The 12,411-nt window shown below is 37.9% G+C and carries 13 protein-coding genes; 12 read left to right on the top strand and 1 reads right to left on the bottom strand.

Annotated features, from left to right (window positions below; all coding sequences use genetic code 11):
* Positions 1-7 precede the first annotated feature (7 nt).
* Positions 8-520: a VspR family transcription factor gene (locus ACSLUO_RS08170; protein ID WP_448247829.1), complete on the bottom strand. Its 513-nt coding sequence runs from the start codon at positions 518-520 to the stop codon at positions 8-10.
* A 139-nt stretch (positions 521-659) separates the two neighbouring features.
* Between ACSLUO_RS08170 and ACSLUO_RS08165 the strand changes: the two genes are divergently transcribed.
* The 12 genes from ACSLUO_RS08165 (at position 660) to ACSLUO_RS08110 (ending at position 12,395) form a co-directional block, all read left to right on the top strand.
* Positions 660-896: a helix-turn-helix domain-containing protein gene (locus tag ACSLUO_RS08165; protein WP_448247827.1), complete on the top strand. Its 237-nt coding sequence runs from the start codon at positions 660-662 to the stop codon at positions 894-896.
* Between the two features lie 123 nt (positions 897-1,019).
* Positions 1,020-2,486: a class I SAM-dependent DNA methyltransferase gene (locus tag ACSLUO_RS08160; protein WP_448247826.1), complete on the top strand. Its 1,467-nt coding sequence runs from the start codon at positions 1,020-1,022 to the stop codon at positions 2,484-2,486.
* Positions 2,486-3,685, top strand: coding sequence for a restriction endonuclease subunit S (locus ACSLUO_RS08155; protein WP_448247824.1), 1,200 nt, complete (start codon positions 2,486-2,488; stop codon positions 3,683-3,685). Before ACSLUO_RS08160 ends, ACSLUO_RS08155 begins: the two co-directional genes overlap by 1 nt.
* A gap of 35 nt (positions 3,686-3,720) precedes the next feature.
* Positions 3,721-3,858, top strand: a complete 138-nt coding sequence (locus tag ACSLUO_RS08150; RefSeq protein WP_448247823.1) for a hypothetical protein — start codon at positions 3,721-3,723, stop codon at positions 3,856-3,858.
* Positions 3,848-5,821, top strand: a complete 1,974-nt coding sequence (locus ACSLUO_RS08145; protein ID WP_448247821.1) for an RNA/DNA-binding domain-containing protein — start codon at positions 3,848-3,850, stop codon at positions 5,819-5,821. Before ACSLUO_RS08150 ends, ACSLUO_RS08145 begins: the two co-directional genes overlap by 11 nt.
* 87 nt (positions 5,822-5,908) lie before the next feature.
* Positions 5,909-8,473, top strand: a complete 2,565-nt coding sequence (gene hsdR / locus ACSLUO_RS08140) for an EcoAI/FtnUII family type I restriction enzme subunit R (protein WP_448247819.1) — start codon at positions 5,909-5,911, stop codon at positions 8,471-8,473.
* A gap of 10 nt (positions 8,474-8,483) precedes the next feature.
* A complete protein-coding gene (locus ACSLUO_RS08135; protein ID WP_448247818.1) occupies positions 8,484-9,236 on the top strand; it encodes an HNH endonuclease in 753 nt (250 codons plus the stop codon).
* A 143-nt stretch (positions 9,237-9,379) separates the two neighbouring features.
* On the top strand, positions 9,380-9,934 hold the full coding sequence (locus ACSLUO_RS08130; RefSeq protein WP_448247817.1) for a recombinase family protein: 555 nt from the start codon (positions 9,380-9,382) through the stop codon (positions 9,932-9,934).
* Between the two features lie 163 nt (positions 9,935-10,097).
* Positions 10,098-11,027, top strand: coding sequence for a hypothetical protein (locus ACSLUO_RS08125; RefSeq protein WP_448247815.1), 930 nt, complete (start codon positions 10,098-10,100; stop codon positions 11,025-11,027).
* Between the two features lie 38 nt (positions 11,028-11,065).
* Positions 11,066-11,632, top strand: coding sequence for a hypothetical protein (locus ACSLUO_RS08120; protein ID WP_448247813.1), 567 nt, complete (start codon positions 11,066-11,068; stop codon positions 11,630-11,632).
* A 295-nt stretch (positions 11,633-11,927) separates the two neighbouring features.
* The gene (locus ACSLUO_RS08115; protein WP_211866864.1) at positions 11,928-12,074 is read left to right on the top strand and encodes a hypothetical protein; all 147 of its coding nucleotides are present in this window, start codon (positions 11,928-11,930) and stop codon (positions 12,072-12,074) included.
* A gap of 75 nt (positions 12,075-12,149) precedes the next feature.
* Positions 12,150-12,395 (top strand): hypothetical protein, encoded by a 246-nt coding sequence (locus ACSLUO_RS08110; protein WP_448247812.1) that lies wholly within the window; start codon positions 12,150-12,152, stop codon positions 12,393-12,395.
* Positions 12,396-12,411: the final 16 nt, after the last annotated feature.

The following is a 12,411-nucleotide window of genomic DNA, read 5'->3' as shown; positions in this document are numbered from 1 at the left end:
ATTGTCTCTATTGGCTTTCTTTTTTGAGTAAGCCTTCAATGGCTCTGATCTTCCCTAAAATCCTCGTGTTGTTGTCTCTAGCTTTATTGTATTGCGGCTGAATTTCATCAACCAATTCAGGGAACTCTGAATAAAGCTCTTTGTATGCTTCAGACTCTCCAATATTCAGCAATAGTTCAGCTTTATAGTGATTCAATTTGCCCAGTAATTGCCCTTCTTTATCATTATCCAACTTTACTGAATTGGGTGATTTGCACTTTGCTTTCAATTCAATTGTTTTAACGTCAAAAATTTCGGTTTTTCTAAAACGAGTGAAGCCTTTTTTATTTGGTATAACCTTTTTGAGCCAGCCTTTTTTTACTAACTTTAAAAGCTCGGCATATATCTTTCTTCTGACGGTTGAAGGTTCTAAAGAAGAGTCATTTTTTAAAGCTATATATGCTGACCGGACATCACTTGTTGTGAAATGATCAAAGTTTGTTGCGGCAATAATTTGAGCTACAAAAGGGTCTAGTTTCATTTTTATTATTGCTATGAAAGTTAATTATTTGATAAAAAAGTAATTAAATTGATATATATGTAAATTAGTTTCATTATATGTCATGGGTTGGTTATCTGCAATATGGGAAGATTTATTCTTTTCTCTGTGGAAATTTTGAATGCAGCCCGTACAAAAATTAATTGGCATGAATATCAAAATTGCTCGAACGAAGCGCTCCATAAATCAAGCTGAAATAGCTAATAAATTGGGCATAGAAGCAAGCTACCTAAGCCGAATTGAAAGAGGCACTGTGCCTGTTTCATGCGAAAGGATATATGAAATAATTCACCTTCTTCAGTGCGATATAAACGAAATTTTTCCGTTGCCTGGAGAAGTAGAAACCCAATTTAATTAATAATCATAACAACAAGCTATTGAGTTGCTATTTAGATATTTAATTTAAGAAATATCTTAATCTTCTCTTTTTTCGTAGTTAGCACAATGAAATAACTCAATAGCAAACAAGGACTACACCAACATGTTTGAACAAGTATTTAAAAACGTCGACGATATTTTCTACAAAGACGCAGGATGCTCCTCTGAGCTAGATTACACCGAACAATCATCATGGATGTTATTTTTAAAGTACCTCGACGACCTTGAATACACCAAGTCGCAAGAAGCTGAAATGATGATGGAAACCTACGACTACATCATCGACGAGCAATACCGTTGGAGCAAATGGGCAGCACCCAAAGACGCTGACGGCAAGTTTGATCACAACAACGCCTTAACGGGTGATGACCTGATGGACTTTGTTGATGGTCAACTGTTCCCTTACCTAAAAGGCTTTAAGCAACGTGCCGATAACGCCAATACCATTGAATATAAAATTGGTGAAATTTTTAGTGAAATAAAAAACAAAATTCAAAGTGGTTATTCTCTGCGTGACGCACTGGAAAAAATTGACTCATTACGTTTCCGCTCACAGCAAGAAAAACACGAGCTTAGCCACTTATACGAAGCAAAAATTAAAAACATGGGTAACGCTGGTCGTAACGGTGGCGAATACTACACACCGCGCCCATTAATCCGTGCGATGGTTGACGTTATTCAACCGAAAATTGGCGAAACCATTTACGACGGCGCTGCCGGTTCAGCTGGCTTTTTATGTGAAGCATTTGATTATTTGCGTCAAGGTGGGCGAGATAAGATTAAGTTAAGCACCAGTGATTTAGATACGCTGCAAAACGATACCTTTTACGCGAAAGAGAAAAAGTCACTCGCTTACGTTATCGCCATCATGAACATGATATTACACGGTATAGAAGCGCCTAACGTATTACACACCAATACCTTATCTGAAAACCTACAAGACATTCAGCCAAGTAACCAGCACGATATCATTTTAGCCAACCCGCCATTTGGTGGTAAAGAGCGTAAAGAAGTACAAGAAAACTTCCCTATTCAAACGGGCGAAACCGCATTCTTGTTTTTACAGCATTTTATTAAAATGCTTAAACCCGGTGGTCGTGCAGCCATTGTTATTAAAAACACCTTTTTAAGTAATACCGACAATGCCGCTATTGCCTTACGTAAAGAGCTACTAGAAAACTGTAATTTACATACCGTGCTGGATTGCCCTGGTGGTACCTTTTTAGGTGCGGGAGTAAAAACCGTAGTTCTCTTTTTTACCAAAGGTGAACCGACGCTTAATACATGGTTTTACGAACTCAATGTTGGCCGTAATATGGGTAAAACCAACCCTTTAAATGACAAAGACTTAAAAGAGTTTGTTGATCTTCAAAAAGGCTTTTCTGATTCTGATAAGTCATGGTCATTAGCGATTAGTGATATTGATGAAAGCACTTATGATTTATCAGTTAAAAACCCTAATGTAGAAGAAGCAGCCCCATTACGTGAGCCTAAAGTGATTATTGATGACATTATTGCTCTAGATAAAGAATCTGAAGCGATTTTAGCTAAGATTCAGGAGTTGTTGTAATGGAGTGGCCTTTAGTTAGATTGGATAGCCTTTATGACATTGCTAGAGGCGGTTCACCAAGACCTATTAAAGATTATATTACAGAAGACCCTAATGGAATCAACTGGATAAAAATTGGTGATGCTACGGCCAGCGGCAAGTTTATCTACGAAACAAAGCAAAAAATAAAACAAGAAGGTATTCAGAGGTCTCGATTAGTTAATAAAGGCGATTTTATTTTGTCAAACTCCATGAGTTTTGGCCGCCCTTATATCATGGGCACTTCAGGTTGTATTCACGATGGATGGTTAGTGTTAAGCGCAAAAGATGAGCGAATAGACCAAGATTTCCTTTACCATATGTTAGGTTCACCTTTTGTTTTTAGTCAGTTTGATGCGCTAGCAGCAGGCTCAACTGTTAGAAATTTAAATATAGAGTTAGTTAGTCGTGTGAAAATACCATTACTTCCTCTTGCCGAACAAAAACGCATTGTGGCATTGCTCGACACCGTGTTTGCCGACTTAGAACAAACCCGTTCTAAAACCGAACAAAACCTAAAAAATGCTCGCGACTTATTCGACAGCTACCTACAACAAGTCTTCAGCCAAAAAGGTGAAGGTTGGGTTGAAAAAAGTATTGAGGACATAACAACTAAGTTAGGTGATGGGTTGCACGGCACTCCAAAATATTCTGAAGATGGTGAGTATTATTTCATCAATGGTAATAATTTGAATGATGGTGTTATTGAGTTTAAAGAACGGACTAAAAAAGTATCTGAAATTGAATTTGATAAATATAAAAAGACATTGAATGATCGAACTATTCTAGTTTCTATAAATGGGACATTGGGTAATGTGGCATTTTACAATAATGAAAAAGTGGTTCTTGGGAAAAGTGCATGTTACTTTAATTTGAAGGAGGACATTAATAAAGAATATGTGAAGTTCGTAATTGAAAGCCAAATTTTCCAAGATTATGCAGAGAGGAATGCTACGGGAGCAACTATAAAAAATGTTTCCTTAAAGTCAATGCGAGCTTTCCTTGTGCCTATAGCTCCTACTCACTTACAAAGTGAAATAGTAAGTGAACTTAATCAAATCAAACTTTCTTATATATCATTAGATAAAATATACAAAGCGAAGTTAGTAGCACTTGACGAGCTAAAAAAATCCATTTTACAAAAAGCCTTTAGTGGTGAACTAACCACAACGACTAAGTAAACACCGGTAAAAATTTTATAACACAGGTAAGTGTCATGAGTAGAAACGAATCTGAAACCCTAGCTGAGTTAATCTCACCCAAACTGACTTTAGATGGTTGGGGTGCTAATTCCCCAAAAAATAGTGGTCACAGCATCATCCGTCGTGAGGTGAGTAGGAGTAATGATGTTTGATATTAACGACCAAATAGATTTACAGACACTATCTGAATCAGCGGAGTTAGAATTTAAACTTGCGCAAGGCGAGGATGGCAAAGGTAAACTACCTAATGATTTCTGGCCTACTTACAGTGCTATGGCGAATAGTCGTGGTGGTTATGTAGTGCTAGGTGTTCGCGAAAAAAAGGGGCATTTAACACTAGCTGGTATTGAGGATATTGAAACCGTTCAAAAGCAACTTTTCGATATTGCTGACAACACAGGCAAAGTAAACATCAATTTACTTAGCAACGACAATGTGAAAGTAGTCATTATTGAAGAAAAGCCATTATTGGTTATTTATATTCCCGCCGCACGAAGAGAGCAAAAGCCTGTTTATTTAAAAAACCAACCGATGAAAGAAACCTTTGTTCGGTTACACGAGGGTGATCATCGCTGTAGTGAAGAGCAAGTAAAGCGCATGTTTGCCGAACAAGTGGAAAACAGTCGCGACGATAAAATACTTACAGGCTTTAATTTTGATGATATTGATAAGGATAGCCTAAGTGCTTATAAAAATTTATTGGCAACGGCTAAGCCTCAGCATCCGTGGTTAGAGCTTGAACTTTTTGAAATGTTTAAGCAAATAGGTGGCTGGAGAAAAGATCGTCAAGCCGGAGAAGAAGGAATAACCTTTGCCGGTGTAATGATGTTTGGTACATGGGACGCTATTCAAGAAGCTGCGCCCAACTACTTTGTCGATTATAGAGAGCGTGATGAAGCTAACACCCAGCGTTGGATTGATCGCGTTTATCCTGATGGTTCTTGGTCTGGCAATGTATTCGATTTTTACCGCCGAACTTACCGAAAATTAACGACCGACCTTAAAGTACCATTCGAATTACAGCAAGGGATACGTCTAGATGAATCTAAAACTCATGAAGCGATTCGTGAAGCATTAGTTAATACGTTAGTTCATGCTGATTACACCGGCAGAAGTTCTATTCTAATTATTAAACGCCCCGATTTATTTGGTTTTCGTAACCCCGGCTTAATGCGGGTTCCTCCTGAAATTGCTGTTAAAGGAGGAGAAAGTGATTGTCGTAACAGAAGAATGCATCAAATGTTTTTGATGATTGGCGCAGGTGAACGAGCAGGTTCAGGTATTCCGAAAATATACAGTGGTTGGGAGTGGGCAAAATGGAGAAAACCCAAACTGTATGAAAAACAAGTCCCTTCTGAGCAAACATTACTAGAGCTTTCTACCGTAAGTTTAATTCCTAAAGAAGTAACCGATCTATTAAGTAGCTTATTTGGTAGTCGCTTTTATGACTTGAATGAACTAGAGCAAATGATCGTGACTACAGCGGCTATTGAAGGTTGGGTTAACCACGAACGAGCATGTCAGTTAACTAGTAAACATTCTAGAGATGTTACTTTGGCCTTACCTAAACTTGTAGATAAAGGTTTTTTAGTTGCTAATGGTATAAAAAAAGATAAATCTTATAGCTTACCAGGCATGGAACCTCTTTCTCCGGAAGATATATTTACCAATACGTTAACTACTTTGGATAACTTAACGCATAACTCAGCAAGCTTAACGCATAGCGAGACAAACTTAACGCATAGTGACTTAAGTCATGAAGCAAAACAATGTGATCAACGGGACGCTGAAGGCCGTTTTATCAGCGAAAAACTGAATAAACCATTTGTTGATCAACTTGATGAATTGACTGAAGCATTTAGAGTTAAACTTAACGCATTAGGCGCTCAGGCTAGAGAGCATAGTCGTTTAGATACAGATACAATGAAACAGCTTATTAATGAACTATGTAAAGGGCATTATATTTCGGTGTCAGTACTTGAAGTGTTGCTTGATAGAAAAGCACAAAGTATTCGTCAGAACTATTTAAAACAAATGATTGCTGATGGTGTGTTACAGATGGCTTTTCCGCATAAGCCAAATTCGCCCTTACAAGGTTATAGTACTGTTGATTAGGGGCTTGAACAGTTCTATGCATTCTCGATTTATAGCTCTATTAAATATAACAGCGACAACTAAATTTTTTGTTCACAGGTAAGTGTCATGAGTAGAAACGAATCTGAAACCCGCGCCGAACTAATTTCGCCTAAATTGGTGTTAGATGGTTGGGGTAAGGCAGACCATAGTATTATTCGCCGTGAGGTAAGTATTACCGCTGGCCGTATTTTAGGTGGTGGTAAACGAGGATCAAAGCTCAGTGCAGATTATGTTTTAGAGTTTCAGGGCAGAAAACTTGCCGCAGTTGAAGCCAAACGTGAAAGCCTAAGTTATACCGAAGGTGTACGCCAAGCAAAAGACTACGCACAACGTTTACAGTGCCGTTTTGCTTATGCCACAAACGGTCATGACATTTACCAGATAGATATGCTAACGGGTGACGAGCAGTTAGTAGACCGTTATTTGAGTCCTGAAGAAATGTGGGCAATTGCCTTTAACGGTGATGATGGAAACAGTGAACCTGAATTTACCAGCACTTGGCGTGAAAACTTCTCAAAAATCCCCTTTGAATGTAAAGGCGACTGGCAACCACGTTATTATCAAGAAAACGCTATTAACCAAGCGTTAGAATCCATCGCTCAAGGTAAAGACCGTATTCTACTAACACTTGCAACAGGCACAGGTAAAACCTGTATTGCGTTTCAAATGTCGTGGAAGTTATTCCAAAGCCGTTGGAGTTTACAAGCAGCTAAAAATCCTAGTAATGCTAAAAAACGTCCACGTATTCTATTCTTAGCCGACCGAAATGTATTAACCAAACAAGCCTTTAACGACTTTGGTGCTTTTGGTGAAGATGCAGTAGTGCGCATTACCCCTAATGAAATTAAAAAAGCTAAAGGGGTACCTAAAAACGCCAGTATTTTTATGGCTATTTTCCAGACCCTAATGACAGACTCTGCCGGTAATGAAGATCCTGAGGAACTGGAGAGTGAAGAATTTGATTCTGACCAAATAAAAGATACGAGCAACTGCAGATTTAGAGAATACCCAGAAGACTTCTTCGATTTTATCATTATTGACGAATGTCACCGTGGCGGTGCAAATGACGAAAGCTCATGGCGTGAAATTCTTAACTACTTCTCTCCCGCAGTTCAATTAGGTTTAACTGCCACACCAAAGCGTACCGACAATGCCGACAGTTATAAATACTTTGGCGACCCAGTTTACAGCTATACCTTAAAACAAGGCATTAGCGATGGCTTTTTAACGCCATTTAAAGTCTATCCGATTGTCGGCACTATGGATGAATATGTTTATACACCCGGCGATGCCGTTACCTTTAAAGGCGAACCTGAAGCTGGCAAAGTGTATAAAGAGAGCGACTTTAATCGCATTATCACCATGCCACAACGTGAACAAAAACGCGTGCAGTATTGGATGGACCATATTAATCCAAAAGAAAAAACTATCGTATTTTGTGCTACACAAGAGCACGCAGGTATGGTGCGCGATTACATTAATCAATACGCGGTTAAACAAGGCTGGACGACTAATCCAAGCTATTGTGTGCGTATTACCGCTAACGATGGTGCGGCGGGTGAAAACGACTTGCGTACATTCTGTGATAACGAGAAAACCATTCCGACCATATTAACCACTTCACGTAAGTTATCGACAGGCGTAGATGCTCGTAATGTGCGCAACATTGTATTAATGCGTGAATGTAAAAACATGATTGAGTTTAAACAGATCATTGGCCGTGGTACGCGAATGTACGACGGTAAGTCATTCTTCACCGTGTATGACTTTGTAAAGGCGCATCATAACTTCTCTGATCCCGAGTGGGATGGTGAACCATTGCCGCCAGAAGATAAACCCGATCAAGAGCCTTGCGATATTTGTGATGCTAACCCTTGCACTTGTGTGTGTGAAACTTGTGGTTTTAACCCATGTAACTGTGTTGATGACACCCCAGATGAGCTATGCAACGAATGTAATCAAACTCCTTGTCAGTGCCTTGATGAACCCTGTAATAACTGCGGTGATACACCATGCAGCTGTGATTACGGTGGCGAAGATAAACCCGACAGACCAGAGAAGATATTTATCACCCTTAAAGACGGAAAAGTACGTCAAATACAGCACATGAAAAGCGTATTGTTTATGGGCCCAGACGGCGATATGCTCACAGCTCATCAGTTTGTTGAACAGTTGTTTGGTGAGCTACCACGCTTTTTTGGTAATGAAGACGAATTGCGTGATATATGGAGCAACCCAAGCACTCGAGAGAAGCTACTAACTGACTTACAAGAAGCCGGTTACGACGATGAAAAACTTGATAGCATGAAAGATATTATCGACGCCAAAGACAGCGATGTGTACGACCTGCTAGCCTACGTTGCCTACGCCAGAGAAACCCACACACGTAAAGAACGTGTTGCAACCGCAAAGCCAGGTATATCAAAAGAATTCACCTACAAACAAGTTGAGTTCATCGAATTCATTTTAGATAAATACATAGAAGATGGTGTAGAAGAACTGGCGGCTAAAAAAATGCGCAGTTTGGTCGAGCTCAAATACAACACCATAAGTGACGCCACTGCTGAGTTCGGCTCACCGGTGGCTATCAGAGAAACCTTTGTAGGGTTTCAGAAGTATTTGTATGAGTAGGGAATAGCATATGCCAGCTATAACATTATCTATGACAGAGTATGCATTCTCTCAATCATTACTTGTAACTCAAGGCAAATTAACTCGGATGGAAGCTGTTGAGAAAATTGTCACGCAATCAGGTATGAATGAAGGTTCAGCAAAAGATTATGTTGTTGGGATAGGAAAAATACTATCGGGACAATTATATAAAAGAACTTTCAATACAGAAGCTACTGATTATATATTAACTAGAATAAGTCGGGATTTTTCTGCTTCCGTTTATGAAACATCATTGAAATCTATTGAACTACATATCGATTATTATGAAAGTCTGCGGCATGGAAGACTAAATTCAATTAGATCTATATTAGATAAACACAGAACTGCAGTAATCCTTAACTCAAACTATAAATCTCCGGATGAGTTAGATGAAGGTTTAGCGTTAGTGGAAGGGTTGAAAAAGACTATTTCGGTGAATGCTTACGAAAGAAACGCAGCGGCTAGACAAATATGTATTGAGCACTATGGTTCTATTTGTAATGTATGCCAATTTGACTTTGAAGCAGTTTACGGAGATGTTGGTTCTGGTTTTATACATGTTCATCATATTGTGCCATTGCATGTAATTAATGAGTCTTACATTGTTGACCCTATTAAAGATCTTCGCCCTGTATGCCCTAATTGTCATGCGATGCTGCATAGAGAGAGCACAACTCTTAGCATTGAAGAGTTGAGGAATATAATGAATAAAAAAATATCTGATACATATCCTAATTCTTAGCTTCCCTACTGTGAAAAACAAACGACCGTTTACTTTTCATACACCCGATCATCAATATCCTCATTAAAACAACTTGTTTCTATGTAAATAAACCCGTAAAGTTTTCTACGTAAATAAAACCTACCTTTGTTTAAGGTGATTTAATGAAGATTGGCTATGCAAGAGTAAGTACCGATGAGCAATCATACAATGCACAAATTGACGCTTTAGAAGCAGCTGGGTGTGAACGAATATTTAGCGAAAAATATAGTGGTAGGTCAAAGTCACGACCAGAACTTGAACGTATGATTGATGTTCTCCGAGAAGGTGATGTAGTGGTTGTCCAACGTCTTGATAGACTTGGCAGAAGTTTAAAAGACTTAATAGAACTATTAGATAGTTTTAAGTCCAAGCAAGTACAGTTTATAAGTTTAAATGAAAGTATTGATACAACTACGGCTGTGGGCGAGCTGGCTTTTCACATGATTGGTTCTATTGCCCAGTTTGAGCGCAGACTTATTTCAGAGCGAACTAGAGCTGGATTAGATGCTGCACGTGCGCGGGGAAGAAAAGGAGGAAGGAAACCAAAACTTACACCTACTGATATTAAGAAGGCAAAAGCAATGTTAAGTGATCCCGAAATGACAAAATCTGAAGTAGCAGAGCATTTTGATGTTAGTAGACCAACTTTAAATAACGCTTTAAATAAGAACATGTAGAAAATAAATAGAGTTTAAATTTTTACTTTTGAAAACTCTGCTCACTAAGGAAGCGCCAATGTATATCTCCAAATTATTACTTTCATAATATAATCAACTATATTATTGAAATTATTACGATTTACCCTCATTATATAAATTAAAGGAATAATAATTTAATCAAATGGCAGCAACAATTCAATTTAAACCCCAGCAAAAAGGTCGTTGGGTATCTGGCTATCAACTTGAGCAGCTCTTAACCGAAGCCAAAGATGATATTTTTAGTAACAAAAAATCTCTAACTATTGTCATCCAAGCCAGAGCTAATGCACCAATAAACACCTTAATACGTTTAATTAATATAGTAAATCAACTAGATGAAAAAGGGGTGAAAGTAACTCTGGATTTCTCTGGTAAAACCAACAAATTACTTGGTTATTGCGAGACTATGGGATTCTTTGATTGCTTGGCTGATGGTGTCAAATTTAAATCTCCCAATGGAATTAATAAAGTCAGTAGGGTAAAAAAATCTGGCAATTCTTATATCTCAATTAATAAAATATCTGGTTCAGTACATGATAAAACTTTGCCAAAAAACTTGGCGAAGAAAATTACAGATAAGATCCCTCAAATTACTGAAGAACAGCGCAGCGAACTCTATATCCAGTTTTTTTCATTGTTTAGCGAGCTAACTAGAAACGTTTGCGAGCACAGCCAGACAGAGTTAAATGGATTAGCAGCATTACAAATATATAAAAATAGAGCTGAAATTGTTGTTTGTGATAGTGGGATTGGATTGCTAGAGTCGCTCAAGCCTAGCTTAGCAAGTCATAATGAAGCCTATACTGGGTACTCTGATGTTGAATTAATATTAGAGATGTTAACTAAAGGTATTTCAAGTAAAGAAGGCGATCAAGGTGGTAATGGACTATGTACTTGCTTTCATCATGCGAAACTAACTAATTCAGACATGCATATTAGACTTGCAGATACTTACTATCACTTTTTTAAAGTTGCTGAGAAGCCAAATTTAGTAGACTCCCTAATGGTTAGCGAGGAATTATTAGAACTCACAGGAACATTTATATCTTTCGCTGTACCATTTAACAAATAATTTGACAAAATAGGGTGTTATCTGCTTCAATATAAAATATGAAACAGAATGAAAGTGTTATAAGTCTCATAAGGATTTTTGATAAAAATTCTTTGACAGGGATCGGGGACGATGAAGGCAAGCAAGTTTTTAACGAGCTTGTTTTTTTTATCGATAAAAAGCCTGAATATAAAATCTTCTATATCTCAATTAAAGATGTTGTGTTTGACGCATCTTTTGCGAGAGAGGCGCTTGTTCGTCTAGCAAAGCATTATAGAAAAGAGAAAGGGATCTGCCTCGTCGATGCTGAAAAAGAAATGTTAAGACTTAATATCCTAGCTCCTGTCTTGAGTTTAAATCAACCAATGCCTTTTTATAATGGTGATCATTTTGATCATATTAAAATGAATAAAGTTGGTAGCCCTTCTAAAACAAATAAACCTATATTTGATTTTGTTTATAAAAATGGTATTTCTAGTGCAAGTGATGTTGCGGAATACCTTGATTTTAAAGTTAATAACGCAAGTACAAAACTAAAGTCGCTATATGAAGATGGCTTCTTACTTCGAGTAGAAGATAAGTCTGAAACTGGCGGTGTTGAGTTTAAATATTACGCCATAAAATAGTCCATCAAAAAAAACTTTGATCCTTTTGTTCAAATATGTATACTTAGACCATCAAAATTTATTTTGATGGTCTAGCTTTGTTGTACATTAGATTGAATCTCTAGATTTATGAAAGTCAAAAAAGCTTATCAAGGGAAGGATTGCCTGATCGAGTTACCAGCAAGATCAGGCAAAGATGAACCACACTTGAGAGGCACATCTAAGGAATTTTTTACGTTCCAAGCGAGACTAAATTTAGTCTATTTCGTAATTAATTTCAACCTTTAGCCTCTCTTTAAACTTTAAGGAGTTGGCGATGGCCGATAAGAAAAAAAAGATCCGTGTCCCTAAGGGCATGAAGCTGATTTTTCGCAGATATCGAAAAGATCCCAAGTCAAAACAACTATTAGATGCTCGCAAATATGGTTGTAAGGCTTGGCCTATTTTGGTTCCAGCGAAGTAACAGCTAGCTAAAACTAGGGCATTAAGCGTGAGGTTTCATGCCCATATTCTTATTAATTTTTACGGAGTAGTTAAAATGACTAATTCAAAACAATCTTCAAAGGCGTTGGCTTCAAAAGCTGCGTCCACATTAAACGATCCATCTGCATCCCAAGTGCAAAAATCGCTAGCTGCATCAGTGCTAAGCCAGTCAAGCTCAAGCAACCAGACAAGTAGTAAGATGGAAACAAAAGCTTCTGATGTATTAAAAAGCAGTAAATATAGCGATGACACCAAGTCATTCGCAGCGTCAGTGTTATCTCAGTCAAATAAAGCAAGATAACAAATATTAACAACCA

Source organism: Thalassotalea agariperforans (assembly GCF_053470345.1).
The sequence above is the reverse complement of the archived record's forward strand: the minus strand, read 5'-3'. Positions and strand labels throughout refer to the sequence as shown.

What these genes read in the sequence shown, in the direction of transcription:
- ACSLUO_RS08165 (WP_448247827.1), top strand. Translation starts at nt 660, where the DNA reads ATGCAGCCCGTACAAAAATTAATTGGCATGAATATCAAAATTGCTCGA.
- ACSLUO_RS08145 (WP_448247821.1), top strand. Translation starts at nt 3,848, where the DNA reads ATGATGTTTGATATTAACGACCAAATAGATTTACAGACACTATCTGAA.
- ACSLUO_RS08125 (WP_448247815.1), top strand. Translation starts at nt 10,098, where the DNA reads ATGGCAGCAACAATTCAATTTAAACCCCAGCAAAAAGGTCGTTGGGTA.
- ACSLUO_RS08170 (WP_448247829.1), bottom strand. Translation starts at nt 520, where the DNA reads ATGAAACTAGACCCTTTTGTAGCTCAAATTATTGCCGCAACAAACTTT.
- ACSLUO_RS08110 (WP_448247812.1), top strand. Translation starts at nt 12,150, where the DNA reads ATGACTAATTCAAAACAATCTTCAAAGGCGTTGGCTTCAAAAGCTGCG.
- ACSLUO_RS08130 (WP_448247817.1), top strand. Translation starts at nt 9,380, where the DNA reads ATGAAGATTGGCTATGCAAGAGTAAGTACCGATGAGCAATCATACAAT.
- ACSLUO_RS08160 (WP_448247826.1), top strand. Translation starts at nt 1,020, where the DNA reads ATGTTTGAACAAGTATTTAAAAACGTCGACGATATTTTCTACAAAGAC.
- ACSLUO_RS08115 (WP_211866864.1), top strand. Translation starts at nt 11,928, where the DNA reads ATGGCCGATAAGAAAAAAAAGATCCGTGTCCCTAAGGGCATGAAGCTG.
- ACSLUO_RS08120 (WP_448247813.1), top strand. Translation starts at nt 11,066, where the DNA reads ATGAAACAGAATGAAAGTGTTATAAGTCTCATAAGGATTTTTGATAAA.
- ACSLUO_RS08135 (WP_448247818.1), top strand. Translation starts at nt 8,484, where the DNA reads ATGCCAGCTATAACATTATCTATGACAGAGTATGCATTCTCTCAATCA.
- hsdR (WP_448247819.1), top strand. Translation starts at nt 5,909, where the DNA reads ATGAGTAGAAACGAATCTGAAACCCGCGCCGAACTAATTTCGCCTAAA.
- ACSLUO_RS08150 (WP_448247823.1), top strand. Translation starts at nt 3,721, where the DNA reads ATGAGTAGAAACGAATCTGAAACCCTAGCTGAGTTAATCTCACCCAAA.
- ACSLUO_RS08155 (WP_448247824.1), top strand. Translation starts at nt 2,486, where the DNA reads ATGGAGTGGCCTTTAGTTAGATTGGATAGCCTTTATGACATTGCTAGA.